Genomic DNA, 20,967 nt, shown 5'->3' with positions numbered 1-20,967 from the left:
ATGGCACTAGTCCGACCAGACGAGTGGCGGCCACGGGGAATCGACGATCTCGAACCCGACGCTTGGCGCGCTTTGCGTCACCCTGGCTCGACGTCCATCGTCGCGGGACCCGGCGCCGGTAAGACCGAGTTTCTCGAACAGCGCGCCGCTTATCTGCTCGAAACGGGCCTTTGTCCTGCGCCGTTCCGCGTTCTCGCCATCTCGTTCAAGAGCGACGCCGCCGACAATCTCGCCGCTCGCGTAAAAAGGCGTTGCCCGCCGGAACTGGCAAACCGCTTCACTTCCTTCACCTTTGATGCCTTCACCAAAAGCCTGCTCGATCGGTTTCAGCCGGCGATTCCCGCGGATTGGAGACCCACTCGACGTTATGACATCGCGTTCCCAAGCTATCGCCAGGTAACGGGCTTCCTTCAGCAAGAAGTTCTGGGCGCTCCGCCCGAATGGAGAGCCGACGTCGCGGGGCTGGGCGCCGGTGATTTCGAGTCCCTACACGTCGGGGCATATCGACTGCCGATCGTCCGCGCGGCGCCTCAGTCCGGCATCGAGCGCACAATCCAGCGGTGGTGGGCAGGTCAGCTTGGCGCTCAGCCGCGGTCAACCTTGACGTTCGTCAGTCTCAATCGTCTCGCCGAACTACTCCTGCGCGCGGGCCCCCACATTCGGCGAGCCTTGCAACTCACCTATCCCTTCGTCTTTGTCGACGAGTTCCAGGACACGACCTACGCGCAGCACGATTTCCTGCTGTCGGCTTTCGCTGGGGCGAATATCGTGGTCACGGCCGTCGGCGACGACAAGCAGCGCATCATGACTTGGGCAGGCGCGCGGGCCGACGCCTTCGAGCGCTTCGAAGCTGACTTCGCGGCCGTTCGCATCCCGCTGCTGTTCAATTTCAGATCCTCACCGGATCTGGTCCGCATTCAGCATGTCGTCGCCAGAGCTCTAGAACCTAATGCGGCGGCGACGGTGGCTCAAGCCCAGCGTCAGGTCGGCGGCGACGTCGCACAGGTTTGGAACAGCCCGACGAAGGCGCGCGAGGCCGGACACCTCGCCCAGTGGCTGGCAAATGACATGGCCACGCGGGGCCGTGCGCCACGTGATTACGCCATTTTGGTCAAGCAAAAATCCGACGACTTCGAAGCCGACCTCGCCGGCGCATTTGCTCAGGGAGGCTTGCGGTTGGGCAACGAAAGTCACGCGCTCGGCTCCACGACGCTGCAGGACCTCCTCACCGACACATTCGCGAAGATCGCTATCGCGTTGCTTCGCCTCGGCTCGACCCGGCGCGCCGCCTCCGCTTGGCAGCTTGCGGCGGCGGCCCTTCTCGAAATCCACGCAATCGCGACGGACGACGATCTCAGCGCAGCCAGAGTGGAGGAACAACTCACCACATTCGTCACTGCGCTACGCGTTGACATGGGCAACACTCCGCCGTCGCCAGCCAGCGCGGTCATATTTGCCGATCGGCTCTTTGCGTTTCTCGATCTGGTCGCGATAGCCCGGACCTACGTCGAGTATTCGACCGGCGACCTTCTCTCGATCATGGTCGACGCCTTTAAGTGCCACCTGGCCGCGTCCGTGGACGGGGCCGCGACATGGACGGAGGCGCTCGACGCCTTCGAAGGCATCGGACAGATTCCACTTATGACCGTCCACAAGAGCAAGGGGCTCGAATACGACACAATTGTCTTCGTGGGGCTCGATGATCAAGCGTGGTGGGCTCATCGACCAGGAGATCCCGAGGGTCTCGCCACTTTCTTCGTTGCGCTCTCCCGCGCCAAGCAAAGGGCGATTTTCGCCTTCTGCCGTGAGCGCGGGCAGCGCCAGCGTGTGGCGGAACTCTTTCAGCTTTTGACCGACGCCGGAGTGCCTGAGATCGCGATATGAAGGCGACTATCCAAAATGGTGCGATAGCGCGAGATCAGATAGCCGATGCCGGCAGAGGAGATCAGCATCTCCGAGACGACCACGCCAACACTGGGGGTCGTGCTCTTCGGCGCGGAGTAGATCGTCTCGGTCGACCACGACTTGCCCGCCCGGATCTGGAGGTCGCTCCTTGGTCCACCCACGCTGGCTCGCGCCGCCGACGATTCCTGGGCCATGATCTCGGCCGGCGCCCGGGCCGCCGGCGACGAAGGGTATAACAGGCTCGCGCGCAGTCTGTCCGCCAGCCTGCGCGCCGCGGGACTTCAGTTGCGAAACGTATCGAACGAGTACAACAGGCAGCTCGAAGCAGCTTTGGCAGGAGATCGGGAATTCGGACGCAGATTTTCCAACCTCGCTATGGACGATCTGCATCTCGCATGTCACGCGCTGCTGAGCGAAATGGCGAGCGCCCGAGACTACCTGGCCAGATCGGCGGGACTGCGCGTCGGCGCACCGGACAATATCGATTCCCTCGCCCGGCTCCGGCAATGGCTGAACCGTCCGGTCAATTCGGCCGCGTCGAGCGATCCCTTCATCCGGCGTCTTCTGGAGGCCTCCGACGCGACATCGTCGGATCCCTGGTTGAACGATATCGGCGAGTATCGAAATCTATTTCTGCATCGCGAACACATCGGAGCCATGGCACCCTGGCTGAACCTGGAACAGCGTGACGCTTCGACCGGTCCGATCAGGACGATCACGATGGAGATCGACGAGCGCCCCGGCACCCAAATCAGGTGCGATGCGTTGACTCGCTTCGTCGATCTGCACGCCAGACTCTGCAGATTGGCGGATTTCGGCGCGCAACTCGCTCCGTTCGATGCGACGCCTCCCGCATTCTCGACGTCACCGGGCGGTTAGACCCACGACGGGGTGGGATAACGCCATCCGATGAGGTGGACTTATCGCAAGGAGACATCGCGCCGGTTCGCGCCGGCGCCCTCATCCAGGTGCCCCATCTCGGCTGCGCAGGTTCGACGATGAAGTCCGGCGCTCCGCGACGGCGCCCAGGCGACCTTGTGCAGGCGCCTCTTGGCGTTTCGCTGTCGCGGCGACAGGCCGCTCGGCATCGAATTGCCCGATCGGACGGGCGATTGCACGGTTCGGCCGCCGGTCGCGTCCGATATTCTCTCCAGCCGAGTAGACTATCGCTTCGCGGGCGCGCGCGACGTCGTCGAGGAATAGAGGACCCGCGGCGCAGGCCCGCGCCATACGGCCTCCCCATGCTCGAGAAAATACTGAACGACGTCTTGGAAGACATCTTCCGGGAGCGGCACGGCAGCGTTCGGATTGTGGAAGATCTGGATTTCGTCGGCCCATCCCTCCTCGTAGTCGGGATCCTCGATGTTCACTTCGAATGGAACGGCGTCGAGAGCGCCCGGCGAAGGATCGCTCAAGCCTCCGTTGCGCTCCAAACTGACGTCGGCGTCGCCGAATCCGGCCAACACGCCCATCCGGTTGAATTTCGCCATCGTGCCCGCGTTGGAGGAAAGCACGGCCGAAACATGCCTGGCTTCGGGCTGATCGAAGAACGCCGCCGGGACGACCTTTCCGTCGACGACCTCGTCCTTTCTGCGCACCGAGTGCGGGGCCCCGGCATCGGTCCGATGAATCTCGATCCCGTAAAGATAGAGCGGCAAGGCCGACTGAGACCAGATCATCGATCCCGGGGCGTGGAAATCGGCGATCGCCAGGACGAACGGGTGACCGGCCACGTCCTCGCGTTCCCAGTATCGCTTCGCGAGCTTCGATCGCAGCGGAGACGCGAACTTGCGGGCCAACTGCTGGTGAAGGTATGGCCAGAAGTCCTCGGGCGGCTCCGGAGGAGGCTTTCTGATGTCGAACTCGACGTTTCCGGTCGGGTTCGCCGTCACCGCTTCGACGAATATCCTGGTCTCGTCCCTGATCAAGCGAAAGTCGGGCACGGCGTGCGAGCGATCGAACCCAAAATCGAGCTCTCGGAACGCCGCGAACAGATACAATTCCCAGGTTCTCGCGTCGAAGCCGGTCGTCTGGAAATCGCGCACCAGATTGCCGTCCAGGTCGATCACCCAGGGCGAGATTTCGCGCAGCAACTCGCGAGCCGCGGATGGATTGCGCCCGTCGCGCAGATTGACGAACTTGGGGTTGAGCCGCGCCCCTTCGATGGTCGCGAAGAGATCCACGCCCGGTCGCGTGTCGCTCCGCATCGGCACTTCCGGAGTCGGCTCACCGAGCAGAGTCGTCAAGCGACCGATCAGCGCCGCCTCGGCGCTTCGGAGCGACGGATAAGGACCATGATTGGCGAACCCCTGAAATCGGCCGTGCGCATCGCGCGCCAGAACGACGTACGCGAAACGATCGGCCCGGCGAACGTAATAGGTCGCCCCGATCAGGCGTTCGCCGTCGGCCGAGAAGTACGAGCAGTTCGCCAGTTCGTGATGGGTGCCCGGGCTCCGGCCCCACATCCCGAACGCGTCGAAGCGCGCTTTCGTCATTCGGGTGATCATGCCGAACACCTTCGCGCGTTGCGACGTCGCTCCGACGAAGGCGTCTTCGGCGGCCGGACAGCTTCCACGATTCGTTGCTCCAACAAGATGTCTTCCGCGAGCACGGTCGGCCGCACGAAACGAACCGTCGTCCGGTTCCGATTAGCCACCGGCTTTGCCGCCACCTTAAGATGATACGGTTTCGCAGATTGCCTATCCATGGGAATCCCCTAGGTTATCCCATCCCGAATCCGCCTCGCCAAGCGGCGACCGCGGCGGATCGGAGTCGCATCGGAGGTACGGAGCTCGAATGATCAGAGAGGTCTTGAACCGCGAATTCGTGCTTGCGCAGATGGACGCCGTGCTGGCGGAGCTCAAGAAGCGAGCGTCGTCGCGCCGGGGCGGGACGACGTCGGGTCAGGAGCCGGCCCTCGACAGGGAGGAATACTCGCGCGCGGCCTCGGACGTGGAGGCCGCGAAGGACCGCGAGCAAGCCGGATCCTGGGGAGCAACCGGCTTCGAACCCGGACCGCGGCGACGGGGCCAAGCTTCGCCGTCGCTGGACGAGACGTGCTTCATCAGCAGCGATCCCATCGTCAGCATCACTCAGAGCGCGTTGGAAGAATACTTCGACCATCCCGAGAGCCGGGACCACGTCGCCGAGAGTGATAGGGGCTCCGCGCGCCGCGGTCCGGACGCGACCGCTCCGGTGACCGACAGATCGTTGGCCGCCGGCCTTCCCCCTGCTTCCCGCCGCGTCCTCGACAAGTTTTCGGTGACCGATCCCGGATGGGTGAGCTCGCTCGTCGCCATGGGCATCTCCAAGTTCCGAAACCCTCATCCGTTCAATCCCGAACCCGCGCCCACGCACGTCATGGCGGACCGATGCCGGCTCGTGTTCGTGGGCGATTGGGGCAGCGGCCTGCCGAGAGCGCAGAAGGTCGCCGAGCAGATGCGCAAGTTCGTCGAGGAGGCGATGGCCGCCGGGACGGAATGCCACGTCGTTCACCTGGGTGACGTCTATTATTCCGGCTTCGATTACGAATACCGAAAGCGCTTCCTACCGTACTGGCCCGTCAAGCCGGGCGAGGAGGACAGGATCGGATCCTGGTCCTTGAACGGCAATCACGACATGTATTCGGGCGGCCACGCGTACTACGGCACCCTGCTTGCCGACGTGCGGTTCGCGAGGCAGGCCCGCTCGAGCTTCTTCCGCCTGGCCAACGACCATTGGCAGTTCATCGGCCTCGATACGGCGTACGACGACGACGGTCTAAAGGACCCGCAGGCGGCCTGGCTGGCCGATACTTTGGCCGGAAGCCGGCAGCGCGCGGTATTGCTCACGCATCATCAATTCTTCAGCGCATACGAGGACGCCCCCAGCGTCGGCAAGGTTCTGCGCGAGAAGCTCGGTCCTCTTCTGGCCGGCAAGGCGATCTTCGGCGCGATCTGGGGACACGAACATCGATGCGTGCTCCACTCCGCCCACGGCGATCTCGAATATGCCCGGCTCGTCGGGAACGGAGGCGTTCCGACCTACATGACGCACGCGCAAGGAGACGAGTATCCGGCGCCGGCGACGTTCGAGGACCGCCGCTACATCGCAAGCGGCCTCGAGCGCTGGGCGTACATGGGCTTCTCGGTCGTCGACCTCTACGGCACCTCGTTGCGCGAGCGTTACTTCGACGAGGATGGTTTCCTCTGCCACGACGAGACGATAAATCCCGCCGCGTGAACGGCAATGCATCCGCCCGCGACGGATCGCGGCCGCACGACGGCGGTCTTCGAGGACCATTGCGCGGAGAGCGACCGGGTGGTTCACGGCGGAGGAATGGTCTAATGTCCGCCCGCGAAGCGGACGGATCGCGTCCTATAAGACGGGTCCGCGGATGATGGGGACATCGGGGATGGCGACTTGCGCTCGATAGAATTTCAGCATGCCGCAAACGCATCGGTCGTGCCGCCGGCGCATCCGCGGGACGGAACGCCATGAATGATGCCAGGGATTGGAACGCCGATCCGGGTAGGACCGAGGCTTTCGAGCGGGCGATCGATCTGTTCCGAGAAGAACGCTTCGAACAGGCGCTCCCGGAATTCGTGCGGCTCGCCGAGTCGGAGCAATGGTTCGATCGTTGCTCCGCCTACATCCTCGCTATCTGTTCGGAGCTCCTGCGGAAGGGAGTCGGATCGTCGGAAAAGCTGCGCAAGATCGAAGCGAACGTCATCGCGAGGATGCTCAATCGTGAGGCGCGAACGAAGGGCGCAGGCGTGGTGCCGAGGCCGCCTGAAGAGACGCTGATCTTCGAACATCTGCCCGGGCTGCCTTTCCCGGGCACTTTCCGGTCGCCATCGTCCGATCGGCAGAGCGGCGACCGGACGAAGCGATCGCTTCGCGAGATCGTCGAGCGGACCCCGCACATGGACATCATCCATGAAGGGCCGTTGGGGCCCGGCTCGACCCTCAACGTGAATGTGTGGCTCGACGTCTCGGCGGCCAGAAAAGGCGAGATCGCGACCAAGGTGGCCGCGCCAGCGGGAACGAGGATCGAAGCCGTTCTCGTCGCCTCCGATCACTTCGAGGTCGAGGGTGACGACCGGACCACGTTCATCCTCGATCCGGTCGAGACCAAGGTATCGTTGCCGTCGTTCGGCTTGAAGGTCGTGCGGGGCCAAGAGGCAGCGGAGGAGATGCCCTGCATAATCGTCATATTCTTCGCGGAGCAACGCGCCTGCGGCAAGATCGGCCGCTTCGTGCAGTTCGGCCCGACGTCGGGTGCGGCGGCGGACCCGCCGGCAAAGGTCGTGATTCCGCCACCGAACGCTCCCCAAGCCGATCTCGTCGTCACGATCGTCGCGGATCCACCAGGCAGCAGTCGACAGTTCGTTTGCCTGGTGAGCTCTCCGCATCTGGAGAAGTATAGGACTCCGCAGACCGGCCCGTGGAGCCTGGGGGACGACACCAGCCGGATAGTCGCCGGCTTCATGGACCGCTTCACGTCGGACCAGACGCCCGCCGAGATGCTCACGGACGAACTGCGTGGAGCGGGCAAGCAGCTCTTCACCGCCTCGCCGAGAAACTTCCAGCAGGCATTCTGGGACCTCATCGACGCGAACGCTCCGCTGTCGACGATAGCGATCGTTTCCGAGGAAGCCTTCTTCCCCTGGGAGCTCATGGTTCCGCGCCGGATGGTCGGCAAGAAGTGGCAGGAGCGAAATCCACTCGGCGTCGATTTCGGGATCGGCAGATGGACCGATCGGGACTTGGTATCGCCGGCGTGGAGCGTCGAACTCGTCGACAGTTTCGTGGTCGCTCCCAGATATTCCGGCGCCGCCAAGCTTGCCAACGCCGAACAGGAAGCGGAATTGGTGCTCTCCACGTACGGCGGCCAGCGCGTCGTACCGGCGACGTTCAAGGAATTCCGCAAGGAACTTCTGGAGCAGTCCCGATCCCTCATCCATTTCGTCTGCCACGGAGACTCGTCCGCGGTCGACCAGACGATACGCCTCGAGGATTCGAGCATCACGACCACGACGCTGCTGGGCATTCCCAGCCTCGCTGCGATCATCTCCGACAAGCGCCCCCTCGTGTTTCTGAACGCCTGCGAGATCGGCAGGCTCAAGCCCGCCTTGGTGGGCGTGAGAGGGTTCGCCTCCGCCTTCATCGAGTTGGGAGCGGCAGCCGTGATCGCCCCGCTGTGGAGCGTGGAGGACGGCACGGCGCATCAGGTCGCCCGGGCGTTCTACGAGGCCGTGAAGAACGATCCCGGCAAGCCGTTCAGCCTGATCCTGTCGCAGATCCGGGACAAGGCCTACAGCGAGGCGAAAGACACGTACGCGGCCTATTGCTTCTTCGGCGATCCGCTCGCCAGCGCGGCAAGACAGGCACCATCATGAGCGCACGCCGCAGCCAGCTATGCCGGCAGGCCGTCCAACGCGGTGGCGTGCTTCAATCTGAATTCCCGCGCCGCGACGGAAAGAAGACCGAGAGAGTTCGGATACACCACCACATATACCGGCGAGCGCACGCCGCGCTCGAGCGATACTCCGAGGTGCGCGAGAGCCGCGTCCCTGAGATAGGGTCGATGTTCGGCGTCGACCTGAAGACGACCGTAGGAATCCTGAAGCACGCGCATGGCCTCCAAACGGTCGTCCGAGGAGTCGAGAGCGAGCAGCTCGCCATGCTTCGGGGTAGTCGTCCAGCGCCGTCGCGATCAGCGAACGCCTGTCGATGGTGCGACCGCCACCTCCGCGCCGCAGGGCCCGCAAGGCGGAGAACCAATTCGACTTGCCGGTTCCGTTCAGTTAGAGCAAGGAAAGGTCGCCTCCGGCGCGCTGCCAGATATTCCTGGTCGGTCGGCCTGAGCGGATAGAGATCCGGCAGCAGGACTTCGAGATCGCGCGGCGGATGCAAAGCATGTCGTGCGATGTTCGCTTCTCCGCCGGTCATGGGGCTGCCTGGAACGAGCCCTTTCCGGCGGGCAATGGGCCTCTGAGAAGGAGGACTTCATCAGGGCCCGTCAGACTTCGACCACAGTAGGCAGTCTCGCGATGGCCTGGGAAGTTTCAGTCAGGAGATCGACCGCCGCCTCGGGGGCCTCGATGCTGACGATGAGAGCATACCGAACGGTCTCGTCCGCGTCCTTGTCGGTCCGGAACGAGGACCACCAGCCCCGTTCCGGTAACACCGATATCCGGTTCATGGTCGCAAGATCGCCTGCCGCGCCCTCCCAGATGTCCTGTCGCAGCGTTCCGACGGCGCGCGCCTCCGATCCCAGGACCCACCTATTTTTTCGGCGCCTTCCACCGGGCACGTGGCCCGCCTTGCGGTGTCGTCCGTTGATGCGCGCGATCGCTTCGTTGTCGTCGTCGTCCGGTTCGCCGACGTCGAAGGTCAGACCGTGCGAGAAGTAGTCCTGTTCGCTATCGAACGTGATCGCCGAGGGGAACGGTTCGGCGAAGTACGAGAGCGTGATGCGCAGCCGAACCTTCTCGCTCGCGATTGATTCCAGGGCCTCGCGCGGCCACGGCAGCCTGTAGAAGTTCATCTTGTCGTAGGTGGGCTTTCGTCCGGGCTTTTGCGTGAAGGGAGACAGACGGTCCTGCTCTATCATCGTGAGAACGTTGTCCACCGAACGTCGCATACGCTCTTCGCTGGGCACGCCCCACCCGAATCTGCGCAACACGTCCTGCGCGGCCGCTCGAGTCGACCCCTCCCATCTGTTCATCATGGCGGACGTCCAGCGGGCCGAATGGACCATGAGACCTCTGATCGTTTCCGGCCAGAGCTCGGGATAGAGTGCGGCGACGCGCGTCGCCATGCCCGCGGCCGCGGCGTTGGCGATGCTGGTTTCGGCCGCTGCGGCGAACGGCCTTCCCGGTATCTCATGGTGGGTCGTCAGCACGCAGAGGCTCTCGACGATGCGGGTCGAAACACCGTCGGCTTCCACGACCCGATTTCCCCCCTCCGTGACGATGTCGGGCTTGTGGGCGAGGTGCGTGCTCCAGCCCATTGCCGTTCGCGACGACGGACACAGATCTCCGTGAGGGGCATGCGCGCGCTCGCCCCAACCGACATCGGTCTTCTCGGTGTAGGCGCCGACGGTCAGCGCGTTTGCGGCCTGCCCGGGAGTCTGAATTCCGGTCGCATCGTTCGTTCCGATGTAGTCGCCGACGACGAGACCGCTCGTATCGATCAGATTGCCGGCCGCGACGCAGAACAACCGCTGGTGCGTTCCCTCGCCGAACGCGAGCTGATCGATGGTGCTGGAGAATTCGGTGGGCAGGCCGTCGTTTCGATTCTTGGGCATTCCCAGTGACAGCGAATAGATCCGACGCCCCGGCGTGCGCTCGACCCGTCGCACGGCCTCGCGAAGCTGGTGACTCGGATTCGGCCTGCGCGAACCCGAAGCACCCAAGAGCGTGACGGACTCGAGCGCCGTCTGCAGCACGATCGGATCCGTTCTTCTGATCAGCTTCTCCAGATCGCCGAACAGCGCCGCGCCCGCCATTTGCGTTCCGTGGCCGTCGGTATCGTCCTTGCGCCAGGCGGGAAGCAGGGTGTGGGCGCGATCTTCCGGCAGGGAGGCGCTCAGCATGACGTGCTGGTATCGGACGCCGGTGTCGAGAATGGTGGTGAGCGGCGCACCCGTGGCGGCAGGGACGATGCGGCCGGCGAGGGCCCTCGCCAAAGCCGCCCGCTGCGCCGGCGCCATGGATGTCGGCGGCACCGTCAGTTCCGACGCCGGACGAAGTTCGACCACCGCCGCCGTGGCGATGAGCAGCCGTTCCAGGTCCGCGAGCCGCGCGCGCATCTGCATGACGACGACGCGGTTGAAGTCCGTCGCGTGAGGATCGACCAGGACATCGAAGTCCGCGGCGACGCGCCTGACGTCTTCCGCGACCGCCGGCCTTACCCACACTTCCCAGTCCGCCATCTTTGTTTTGGGCGGTAGCGCCTCGTCCGGCCCGTTCCAGAACCGCGAAACAGCGGCGAGATTGATGTTGCCGAGCTGCTCGAAGAAATCCGTGAAAAGGGGCTTTCGCTCTCCTTCCTCCCAGTCGCCGTATTTGGCGATAGCCTCCGAAATCCTGGCCACCCTCCGCTCGGGCATGAACACCCGCACCATCTGACGACGCCCCCTTCCGCCAGCCGCGAGAAGCTCGATCTTGTGAGACGTGCCGCGGAAGAAGGACAGGTCGATCTCAGATCCGTAGCGCGGCCGAAGCACCAGCAGAAGGCCCCTTCGATCTGGCGACAGGACCTCGCTCTGGGCATCCAGCCTTCTCGCGGATCGTTTGAGCGCGGAATGAAGGCTTTCGATCAGATTGCGCGCGTGCTCGGGCCTGTCGTCGACCGGCTCGGGTACGATCGGAGTGATCGGCTTGCCGACCGGGGTGAAGTCGACGCCTCTGCCCAGGCGGGGGAGAATCAGGTGCTTATCGTCGGAAGCCATACGGCGGAGTATCTAACCCACTCGGAAACTTGGGCAATCCGGAATATTCCGCCGATTTTCGGTTTTCCCCTTCCTTATCGACGGGAGGGTAGCTCGGCCCCGCCGGTGCGGAGCGGGCGCGCCCGTTCTCGGGCAGCCATGTCGACTATCTGTGGTGCATTCCACGCTCGGACAGGGCGGAAATAAGGAGCTCCGTGCCGAGGACGCCATTATGCTCGAGAACGGCTTCGCGCGCCGCATCGTCGGCGCTCAGCGCCAGATCGGCCTGGCTCAAGCCTTCGACCGAGCGTTCGACGGCCTCCCAATCGATGGAGGAAAGATCGAACGCCAACAGGCTATTTTCGAGAAGCGGCCGGATCAGATCGCGGCCCGGAAGCGCGTAGCGAAGCTGCGAGTCGAAGCGCCGGAACACGGCTCGATCCAGCAATTCCGGATGGTTGGTCGCCGCGAAGATGACGCTCGTGCTCTTGTCGTCGTCGAGGAACTGCAGCAGCGAATTCAATATGCGACGCGCCTCGCCGACGTCGTTGCCGGCCGCCCGCGCCGTCGCCAACGCGTCCACCTCGTCGAAAAAATAGACGCCCCGCGTGTTCGCCATCGCATCGAACACCAGACGCAGCTTCGCCGCCGTTTCGCCCATGAATCGGGTGATCAGTCCGTCCAACAGGACCGTGAAGAGCGGGAGCTGCAGTTCTCCGGCGATCGCGGCGGCGGTCATGGTCTTGCCGGTCCCCGGAGGACCACTGAGGAGGAATTTGCGCCTCGGCTGTAGGCCGAAGTCGCCCAGGCGGGCTCGCGCGGTGTGCTCCTTGACGATCTTGCGTAGCCGATCGGAAAGGGCGTGCGGCAACACCAGGTCGGCAAGTTTCAGGCGCGGAAACGAGATCGAGACGATGCCCGCCAATTCGCCGCGAGGTCTCACCAGCGGGATCGGATCGTTGCTCGTTTCCACCGCCGACAGGGAGGCCCGCGCCTGCGCAATGATCGACTGCATCTCTTCGGCGACCCGATTGTGCCCCCGCTTCGCGGCACTGTCCGCGACCTGCAGCGCCACGGACACGAAGCGCTTGTCGTCCCTCTTCACGAAGCTGCGGACGAGCGACAGCAATTGCTCGGCGGAGGCAACGGACACACTGCTCGGCTTGGGTCGCTCGCTCATGATTTCGCTTTCTGTCCGGTAGAAGCGATCTGATCACACATTCGTTGCACGTCGGTCAATAAATATTGCATATTATGCATTATTTGCTGACACCTTTGAAGCACGCGCCGTGTCACGATGAGTTCATCATGCGACCCGTCGGCAATGTCGGGCCGCTGTAGATAGTCGGAGATCCGGGCTCGCGATTTCTTTGCGAGCTTTTGTTTTTTCAATAGCTTACACAAGTGCCCCTGCGACATCTTGAGCTCCGCAGCAAGCGAGGCCTGGGTAGCCAGCTTTGCTTCGATGCGGTCCCTCAGGGCGGATATCAACTCGACGTCAGTCGGCATAATGAATATGCATTATGCTATTTTTCGACCGAAATCAATCCTCTCGGCTTCTGATCCGGAGGCGAAATGTACGGACGTCGGCCGGCTCCCGATCCCAAGGCGCGCAGAGACGGAACGCCAGCTCGCAGTTGCCCGACGCGCGAGCCCGAAAGGTGAACTTGGCCGTGCAATCGTTCCCGAACGGTCTCGAGACCGAATGGAGTTCGCTCAATAGCGAGAGCAATCGATGATCGAACGAGGCACGAAACCGATACCCCGACGCGCCCGGCTCCTCGATAGCGACCTCGAAATCTTCGCCGATCGCCACCTCGTTCTCCGTCGCCGTCGTGAGCGTCCTCATGTCAGGACAACTCTTCGCCTAGGGTGATCGAGTACGATGACAGCGCGTCGTCGATACCACATTCGCCGTACGCGATCCGGAAGTACCCGCCCTCTCCGTGCCTTTCCGACCAGCTGTTCTTGGCGATCCAATACTTGTCGACATCGTCGTAGCCGACCAGGCAGACCGCGTGCAGCCCCAGTTCGTTCCCCGCGACGTGCCGGTACACCCCTCCACCGTAGACGATGAAGTCCTCGAATATCTGCATGCATGCGACGACGGGGCCGTCCTCCGCGATGGCCGCCCGCCGCTGCGACCGCGATCTCAGCGCTTGCCAGAAATCGAGCTTGTACCTCGGAGGGACTTGCCGGTGCGAAAGCTGCCTCGGTTCGTACGGAAAATCGGATGCCAGGCACACGCCATGATCGCGCGCTCGGTTCAGGATCGCCGGCGGCTCCACGCACGCCGTGTCGCAGCGGCCGAGAGCGCCGAAGAACAGGTCGGCTTCCGAAAGATGGAGTTCGGGATCCGGCATGCCCGAGCGAATCCGGATCGCCGCCTCCATCGCTGCCGTCACCGCGAAGCTCACGCAGCTCAAGCAGCGCCCCTGGGCTCTGACCGGGCCTGTCCAATCCTTGCCCTGGTGCAGACGCCAATCGAACCGATCGGGCAGATGGGGCGCCTTGAAGTCTAACGCGGCGCGGCTCGCGGGCTTCAAGAGCTCCGCGGTCTCCGACCCCAGCGAAAGTCCGACCATCGAGCGGAAATCGTCACTGCCGCCATAGTCCGTCAGCGTCCAACCAGCTCCGGCAGCCTCGACGGCGCCTCTGATCTCCCGATTATCCATCCGAAAACACGTCCTTGGGGCGTCGCTTTCCGCCTACCCTACGACAGATCCCGCCGGCCGTCTCGGGGGGCCGCTGGCGCCGGGAGGGTGCGCGCCGCGCTTCAACGACGGCCATCTCGACCTTGCGGTGGGAACGGCGCCATGTAGGCTATCGCGAAGCCGCGATCGCGCGCCTGTCGCCGACCCGAAATGGTGGTATTGCCTACGATGTTCCGACCGTCCGAGGGTGAATCGAAAGCCGAAGCCGACTTTCGAAGAGCCGAAGAGCTCTACGAAGACGGGCAAGTGCTGGCGACCTTCGACCTGCTCGTCGGCTTGGCGGCGACACGCGACGAGTGGCTCTTGCGCGCCCGCGAAAGGCTTCTGCGCGTCGTCGCGCTGCTGAAGATCACGTACGCCGATTGTCCGAGGGAAGCGAGGGCGCTGGAGCAGATCGCGCATCTGCTCGGTCGAAGCCCGGACGATATCCCGGTCATGCGAGAACGATTGCGAAGCCTCGCCCGCGAAATCAGCGCCGACGAGCTCGTCCGGACCGGCTGGGGCCACGCTCTGGCGGAGCGTGATCAAGGCGGGACGATCTTGCGGACGCCTCACATCGACATCCTGGCGGATGGACCGATAAGCCCCGGGGCCTCCTTCGGCGTTTCGGTCTATCTTGATCGAAAATCGCGGCGCCCCGACGAGGTCGGCTACGATGTGGCGGCGCCGGCGGGGAGCCTCGTGGAGGTCGAACTACTCGCGAGCAGCCACTTCGTCGTCACCGGCGCGCCGACCGCGTCCTTCATAATGACCGCGGAGAACGATCGTTACGAGCTCCCGCCATTCGAGATGAGATGCGTCGAGCGGTCGCAATGGGACGACGATGCGCCGTCCGTCGTCGCCATGTTCTACGTCGACGACAGACCATGCGGCAAAGTCGCGCGCACGGTCGAGGTCCTCGACTTGCCGACGAGGCCGACGCATGGCGAAAACGACGCCTCGGTCCAAATCGGCAGGAACGGACTCCCTCCGGCGGACCTCACCGTCACCATCGTCGCCGACCCCGAGAACGACGGACGCCACTATTGGTGCTCGATCAGCACGCCGCATCTGCCGGCATATGCGCGACGGGCGACAGAGCGCTGGAATCTGCCGCAAGCCGCTCGGGAGATCGTGACCGCGTACATGCGCGAGTTCACGGCGCCCGGCATCGGCAAGGCGCAGCTGGTGGCCGAGCTTTCGGGTGCCGGGATCAAGCTTTTCGAAGCGGCTCCGCCGATATTCCAGAGGGTCATTTGGGAGCTGATCGACGCGAAGATCGAATTCAACTCCATCGCCATCGTATCCGCGGAGCCGTACATGCCGTGGGAGCTCATGATCCCGAACCGCGCGACGAGCGGCCGCTACGAAGATCGGACGATGCCGCTGGGAGTGGAGTTCGATGTCGGCCGCTGGACGGACGAGCGCGTCATCGCTCCGCCCAGGGACATCAGGCTCGTCGACTCGCATGTGATCGCTCCGACCTATCATGGGGATCGGAGGCTGGAGGAAGCGCCCGCGGAAGCCGCGATGGTGATCTCTCAATATCCCGGCGACGTGGTGACGCCGGCGGATTTCGAGACCGTCGAGAATACGTTGGGGACCGTGGGGCGTTCGCTGATCCACTTCGTTTGCCACGGCGACGACGATCGGGACGGGATACAATCTCTGCACCTGGAGTGCGGCGGCAAGCTCACGTCCTCGAACATCGTCAGATTGCGCGGTATCGCCGGCCTTCTTGCCGCGACCCGGCCGATCGTATTCCTGAACGCCTGCGAAGTCGGCCGGGGAGCTCCGGCCCTGATCGGTCTGGGCGGTTTTGCGCCGTCGTTCATAAGACTGGGCGCCGCCGCGGTGATCGCTCCCGTGTGGAGCGTGGACGACGTCGACGCGCATCAGGTCGCCCGCGAGTTTTATGCCGCAGTGAGAGCCAATCGTGGCATTCCGCTCAGCAAGATCGTCGCGGGAATTCGGGCAAAGGCTTACGACCGCCGTCTCGGCAAAGACAGTTTCGCCGCCTACTGCTTCTATGGTGACCCATGCGCCATTGTCGGGAATTAGTCCGAGCCGAGATCCCGCTGCTCGGGTCGTGCCTTGGCCCCCTGCGATGGCCGAGTATGTTGAGCGTCGCCGTCTTCGCCCTTTCGGCCCAGCCTTCGGTGGCGCAGACCCAGGAGAACTGCAACACGGCGCTCACGAGGATAGCAAAGAGGGCGGCCGAAAAGGCTGTCGCCGACCATCGCGACGATGCATGCGCTGGCCTGAAGAAGGGCCCTTTCGGCATCGACAAGACGAAAGCCCTCGAGCTGCGCAAGTTCTCCTTGTGCGAGAACGGCCCGATCGTCAGCGCCGCCATCACGGCGCATGTCTGGTGCGCTACGTCCGAGAAGGCCTTGATCGCGGCCGACCTCGAGGACGACGTCACCGCAACCGCGTCCGCAAATCTGGACACCTGCCAGGTACTGGATGCCGACGTCTCGGCGGGAAAGTTCGCGAGCCAGGCGGGCATCCAGATCGCCGACTTGAAGACCAAGCTCCGCGAGGCCGCCGCCAAGCAGATCAAGGACTACTGCAAATAGTCGGTGGGCGCGGGCGCGACGATCAGCCTGCGCGGCGGCCTCGCGATGCGCCGGACGAGGAGCGCCGACAAACAGAAGCATAGCGCCGTCAGCAGCCACCAAAGGACCGGTTGTGCGATCGGATAGAAGGTCACCGATCCCGGAACATGACGGTCAAGTCCCCCGATCTGATAATAGTTGTCGACATATCCGCCTTTGCCGGCGGTCTCAGGCGGGACGAGAGAGTATAGGCCTGCGCGAGGGTGGGTGCAGTATCCGGCCGAGCGATCGGGCCCGCAGCTTTCGCCGGCCGCGACCAGCCCCGCAGGCTCGTAGCCGAACGCTTTCGCGTCGATGTAAACCTTGGTCTCGTTGCTGTGCATCCGTCGTAGGAAGTGGCCGCTCAGATAGAGCGGGCCTGCGACCAGCAGGATCAGCGTCGCAATGGCCGCAAATCTGCCGGAGGTCGGTCGTGCCGGCGCGCCCAGATAGCCGAATTGGGGAAGGCGCATCCACCAGGGATGCTCCCGATAGGCCTCCGCGAACGATAGCAGCATCCACAGGAGGAAGGGCATGAACACCGCGATCAGGTGCACCCCCCAAAACGATGCCAAGGTCTCGTTGCCGAGCCCTAGAGACAGGAATTTCGGAAACTCCCGGATCCGATCGGCAAGGAGATGGAATAGGAGCGCGATGAAGAATGCCGCGCCGAACACGGTGAAGCCGCGGGCGAACACGGACGAAAGGTTTCGCCGCTCGTGCGGTATGTCGCCGGCGAAGCTGACCAGCGCTTCGGCAGGCAGGAAGAACGCCACATCGCTGTCGTGACGGCGGACCGCCATGCCGATCGTGGCCTGCTGCGCTTCGTCCCACACACCGGCGCCGCTGAAGCCGGGCTCCACGCTGCCGCCCTGCTCGACGACGATTTGTCGCCAGGCCGGACTCGATTGTCCGATCAATCTCGCCGGCACGTGTTCGCCCAGCTCCCGATCGCCGCGAACGCCGAAGAGACTGAGAGCTCCGCGCTCGTCGCGCTCCTGCGAAACGACGGCGAGCACGTTCACCCCGGCCTCGGGAGGCGCAGGCTCCTCCAGTTCCAGGACCGCCATATCGTCAAGCGGATTGGCCCCCATCTTCCTCCACTTCGTGATGCGGCAGAGGCGCGTCTGGCGTCCCGCCACCATCGGAAAGAGCAGAATGATGCGCGTATCGTCCGACGGACGCTCCTCCGCCTCCGGCATCCGGGACATCGCCGCGTTGACTGCATGCGCGCAGGTGATCGCGACCCGAGGCGAGACGAGAATCGCCATGCCGCAATGCTCGAGCAACTCGGGATCGGTAGGATCGGGACGCTTGATCTCGATGATCCCCATCGCTCTATCTATGCCCATCGCGCCCATTCTCGGAATGACGATTTCAGGTAGTATGGCCGAGATCCAACGCTGAAACGATAGGACAAGTGCGATTATGAAGGAATGGCTGGTTGTCAGGCGCGTTCAGCCGAGCGGCAGTTCTCGGCGGCGGGGGGCGACGCCGATAGCGAAAACCGCATCCGCGCCGGCCACGCCCGACGCCGCAACTCGGGTTGCCCTCGAGCAAGCGCCCAGCCGAGATCACCTCGCCAATCCGAAGGAGATCGGAATGGCCGCCGGGCCGATGCCCGTGTCCTTGATCGCGCCGATCGTGGCTGAGACCAAGGCCGCCGACGCGGTTCTGCGCGACGCCAAAGCCGCCGGCACCGCGTGGGGCCTGAAGACGTTGGGCGTCGACACCAAACGCTTCAACGGCGCAGGGGTGAAGGTGGCCATCATCGACACCGGGATCAGGCGCGACCATCCTGCATTCGTACATCTGAAGGGCGCCATAGATGAAGCCGACTTCACTTCCAAGCCGGGCGGTACCTTCGGCGAGGGCGTCGCCTTCGACACCGACGGCCATGGAACGCACTGTGCCGGGACGATCTGCGGCGGCAACGTCGATGGAGTTCAGATCGGTGTAGCGCCGAGCATCGAGAGGCTTCTCGTCGCCAAGGCGATAGGCGGAACGCGCGGCTCCGCCGCGCTGCTCGACGCCCTGAACTGGGCCGCCTTCACGGTACGGGCCGACGTCATCTCGATGTCGCTCGGCTTCGACTTCGTCGAGTACCGGAAGTCTCTGATCGCGGTAAACGTCCACGAGGATGCGGCGACCTCGATGGCCCTGATCGCGTTCCGTGACAACATACGGATTTTCGATGCCTGGATGAACGAGCTGAGGGCAAGACGAAAAGACGGCTTCGATCCTCTCGTCGTCGCGGCGAGCGGAAATGAAAGCGGCCGCCCGGCATTCGTGGTGGGCAAAGCCAGCCCTTCGGAGGCTGATAGCATCGTCGCCGTCGGCGCTGTCGACGCGACGCTTGCGGTCGCGCCATTTTCCAATGCGGATCCGACATTCGTTGCTCCCGGCGTGGACGTGGTATCCGCCGGCATCAGCGAGCAGTTGTCGGTCTTGAGCGGGACGAGCATGGCTTGCCCGCACATCGCCGGCCTGGCTGCTCTCTATTGGCAATTCGCCCGCTCAGCCGGACCGACCGCCACGGCGGAGCGAGTCCAGAGAATGATGGCCACCAGCGCCGAAGATCATTTCAAGGAATTCGACGCCCACGAGCCCTCCGACATCGGGGGAGGAATGCCCCGCGCGCCAGGCCCGCGACCGACGCCTTAGCGTTCGCGAATCCTCGTCGCATCAAGGGCGCCGCGTCCGACGGATGACGTTCGCGGGCACGTCCGCATGCATCGATTGCGTTGCAAGAATCGGCCGCAAGCAGCCGTTGAAATGTGGGGCGATCATTGCAGACACGCGCGCAACGCCAAAAAACAGGCGCCGGCAACGGCGATCGTCCCGCGTCCGCGCCTATTTCGAGAAGGTCGCGTAGGCGCCCATTTCCTTGCTGGTTTTATTCAGCTTGAGTGCATCATTGAGGATTGAAAGTTGTTCCTGCCGGACCGGTTCTGGGAGCGCTGCCGATACGGTGCCTGCATGCTCTTCCTGAAGTTTGCTGCGCACTTCGTCGGAACCCGAAATCGCGTATCCCCGAGTGGACTGAATCGCCAGATCGCGACTGAGGGCGCGGACATCGTCGTCGTCGAGCCCCTTCGATCCGGGGGACGGCGCCCTCACCAACGTCAACCGTTGCTCCCAGAAGGCCTGTTGCGAGGCACTCCTGAGGATGGCGATATCCTTTTCGGGCAGATTGTTCCGGTTCGCGATCGTTCCCATAGCCAGAGGGGTCGCAAGCCGGGCACCGATGTCCACGTCGGTCTTGTCGGGCGAGATGTTCGTGTCGATGATCTTGGCCAACAGCGGTATCGTATCCTTGTTTCCGATTGCGCCCAACAGCACGATGATGTTGCTCCGATAGGCCGCAAACTTCGGATCGAAGAGCATTTCCTGGACCTTCGGGAGATCACCCTCGTATTGCTTCAGCTTTTCGGGCGGAGGGTTATGGAGGAACGTCTGCTTCACGAATTCCTCCACTGGCATGCGAGCCTGCTCGGCCGATTGGGGCGCGACCCCGGTCGCCTGGGCCAGTTCGATCATGCCGCCGGCCGGCATCGGCATCGCTGCCGCCAAAGGCGCGGCGCCCGCGGCCGGCACGGTGCTGGCCAGGACCGTACATTCGTTGTCGTTGATGGATCGGTTGGTTGGCCCGAGCCCCGGCGCCATCACGGAAAGACTATCGAGCGCATTATGTTGCAATCCGCGGGTATGACCGAACTCATGCAGCCAGGTGACGGGTTCGACATCGCGATTGAAGCTGTCCGTCAGGCCGAGCACCCGGCGGACAACGACGAGGCCCTGGCCCGGAACGGGCGCGCAGCCCAATGCGCCAGGCACCAATCCTCCGCACCAGATGATCCGCTCGACCACCTTGACACAGGCGTCGCCGGTAAATTTCGGGAATTCGCTTTCAAGTGCCAGAGACCTTGGAAAAACAGATTCGTCGAACGACGCGACATTGCCCTGCCGCGACAACTTCACTCCCTGGCACGGCAACCTCGTCATGCCCACGTCGCTCAGGATTGCGGACGCGCGCGATAGTATGTCGTCTACGTCTGCGTCGGTGAGCGGAATCTTATTGAAGTTCCGCACACAGAGCGGATGATCGATGCCTTGTGCATCTGCCGTTCGGACTTCCGACAATAAGACTGCGGCGAAACCGGCGATTGCAAGCCGCCCAACGAGGCCGGCAATATGAGTATGTCGCATTGCTATCACCCCTCGACTTGAAGAAAGCTGGCGGGGTCTCGAACACCCGTATCAGAGTCATATGAAACATTATGTGCTCCGTGCGGGATCGAGTCAACTTAATCGACTTTTGGTTGCGTCCGGTCTGCGCTATAGTGTCTCCGTC

At 63.6% G+C, this 20,967-nt stretch carries 17 protein-coding genes; 7 read left to right on the top strand and 10 right to left on the bottom strand.

Annotation, left to right across the window (positions count from 1 at the left end):
* Complete coding sequence (locus AC5V87_RS07525) at positions 1–1,884, top strand: UvrD-helicase domain-containing protein (RefSeq protein WP_495370498.1); 1,884 nt, start codon at positions 1–3, stop codon at positions 1,882–1,884.
* On the opposite strand, the gene AC5V87_RS07520 is transcribed toward AC5V87_RS07525, so the two are convergent.
* Positions 1,842–2,099, bottom strand: coding sequence for a hypothetical protein (locus tag AC5V87_RS07520; protein WP_495370497.1), 258 nt, complete (start codon positions 2,097–2,099; stop codon positions 1,842–1,844). The two genes, AC5V87_RS07525 and AC5V87_RS07520, sit on opposite strands and share 43 nt — an antisense overlap.
* Here AC5V87_RS07520 and AC5V87_RS07515 point away from each other — a divergent pair.
* Positions 2,098–2,784 carry a hypothetical protein gene (locus AC5V87_RS07515; RefSeq protein WP_495370496.1) on the top strand — a complete coding sequence of 229 codons (687 nt, stop codon included), beginning with the start codon at positions 2,098–2,100 and terminating at the stop codon, positions 2,782–2,784. The genes AC5V87_RS07520 and AC5V87_RS07515 overlap by 2 nt on opposite strands.
* 284 nt (positions 2,785–3,068) lie before the next feature.
* Here the strand turns inward: AC5V87_RS07515 and AC5V87_RS07510 are convergent, their stop codons facing one another.
* Positions 3,069–4,412 carry a hypothetical protein gene (locus AC5V87_RS07510; RefSeq protein ID WP_495370495.1) on the bottom strand — a complete coding sequence of 448 codons (1,344 nt, stop codon included), beginning with the start codon at positions 4,410–4,412 and terminating at the stop codon, positions 3,069–3,071.
* A gap of 289 nt (positions 4,413–4,701) precedes the next feature.
* Here AC5V87_RS07510 and AC5V87_RS07505 point away from each other — a divergent pair, with 289 nt between their 5' ends.
* Together AC5V87_RS07505 and AC5V87_RS07500 are read left to right on the top strand one after the other, a co-directional pair.
* The gene (locus AC5V87_RS07505; protein WP_495370494.1) at positions 4,702–6,126 is read left to right on the top strand and encodes a metallophosphoesterase family protein; all 1,425 of its coding nucleotides are present in this window, start codon (positions 4,702–4,704) and stop codon (positions 6,124–6,126) included.
* Positions 6,127–6,380: 254 nt separating this feature from the next.
* Positions 6,381–8,285, top strand: a complete 1,905-nt coding sequence (locus AC5V87_RS07500; RefSeq protein WP_495370493.1) for a CHAT domain-containing protein — start codon at positions 6,381–6,383, stop codon at positions 8,283–8,285.
* Between the two features lie 17 nt (positions 8,286–8,302).
* On the opposite strand, the gene AC5V87_RS07495 is transcribed toward AC5V87_RS07500, so the two are convergent.
* The 6 genes from AC5V87_RS07495 to AC5V87_RS07470 all read right to left on the bottom strand — a co-directional run bounded on the left by AC5V87_RS07495 (position 8,303) and on the right by AC5V87_RS07470 (position 13,998).
* On the bottom strand, positions 8,303–8,524 hold the full coding sequence (locus AC5V87_RS07495; RefSeq protein WP_495370492.1) for a hypothetical protein: 222 nt from the start codon (positions 8,522–8,524) through the stop codon (positions 8,303–8,305).
* Between the two features lie 384 nt (positions 8,525–8,908).
* A complete protein-coding gene (locus tag AC5V87_RS07490) occupies positions 8,909–11,344 on the bottom strand; it encodes a S8 family peptidase (RefSeq protein ID WP_495370491.1) in 2,436 nt (811 codons plus the stop codon).
* A gap of 145 nt (positions 11,345–11,489) precedes the next feature.
* Positions 11,490–12,503, bottom strand: a complete 1,014-nt coding sequence (locus AC5V87_RS07485; RefSeq protein ID WP_495370490.1) for an AAA family ATPase — start codon at positions 12,501–12,503, stop codon at positions 11,490–11,492.
* Entirely contained in the window at positions 12,500–12,832 is a 333-nt protein-coding gene (locus AC5V87_RS07480) for a hypothetical protein (protein WP_495370489.1), read from the bottom strand. Before AC5V87_RS07480 ends, AC5V87_RS07485 begins: the two co-directional genes overlap by 4 nt.
* A gap of 34 nt (positions 12,833–12,866) precedes the next feature.
* Positions 12,867–13,172, bottom strand: a complete 306-nt coding sequence (locus AC5V87_RS07475; RefSeq protein WP_495370488.1) for a protease inhibitor I42 family protein — start codon at positions 13,170–13,172, stop codon at positions 12,867–12,869.
* A 1-nt stretch (position 13,173) separates the two neighbouring features.
* On the bottom strand, positions 13,174–13,998 hold the full coding sequence (locus AC5V87_RS07470; RefSeq protein ID WP_495370487.1) for a C1 family peptidase: 825 nt from the start codon (positions 13,996–13,998) through the stop codon (positions 13,174–13,176).
* A 207-nt stretch (positions 13,999–14,205) separates the two neighbouring features.
* Between AC5V87_RS07470 and AC5V87_RS07465 the strand changes: the two genes are divergently transcribed.
* Both AC5V87_RS07465 and AC5V87_RS07460 read left to right on the top strand, forming a co-directional pair.
* A complete protein-coding gene (locus AC5V87_RS07465; protein ID WP_495370486.1) occupies positions 14,206–16,077 on the top strand; it encodes a CHAT domain-containing protein in 1,872 nt (623 codons plus the stop codon).
* 56 nt (positions 16,078–16,133) lie between these two features.
* On the top strand, positions 16,134–16,595 hold the full coding sequence (locus AC5V87_RS07460) for a hypothetical protein (protein ID WP_495370485.1): 462 nt from the start codon (positions 16,134–16,136) through the stop codon (positions 16,593–16,595).
* Here AC5V87_RS07460 and AC5V87_RS07455 read toward each other — a convergent pair.
* A complete protein-coding gene (locus tag AC5V87_RS07455; protein ID WP_495370484.1) occupies positions 16,583–17,965 on the bottom strand; it encodes a hypothetical protein in 1,383 nt (460 codons plus the stop codon). The genes AC5V87_RS07460 and AC5V87_RS07455 overlap by 13 nt on opposite strands.
* Positions 17,966–18,041: 76 nt before the next feature.
* Between AC5V87_RS07455 and AC5V87_RS07450 the strand changes: the two genes are divergently transcribed.
* Positions 18,042–19,277, top strand: a complete 1,236-nt coding sequence (locus AC5V87_RS07450; RefSeq protein ID WP_495370483.1) for a S8 family serine peptidase — start codon at positions 18,042–18,044, stop codon at positions 19,275–19,277.
* A 189-nt stretch (positions 19,278–19,466) separates the two neighbouring features.
* On the opposite strand, the gene AC5V87_RS07445 is transcribed toward AC5V87_RS07450, so the two are convergent.
* Positions 19,467–20,822 (bottom strand): hypothetical protein, encoded by a 1,356-nt coding sequence (locus AC5V87_RS07445; RefSeq protein WP_495370482.1) that lies wholly within the window; start codon positions 20,820–20,822, stop codon positions 19,467–19,469.
* Between the last annotated feature and the right edge of the window lie 145 nt (positions 20,823–20,967).

Source organism: Bradyrhizobium sp. SOJA106 (genome assembly GCF_059448745.1).
The sequence above is the reverse complement of the archived record's forward strand: the minus strand, read 5'-3'. Positions and strand labels throughout refer to the sequence as shown.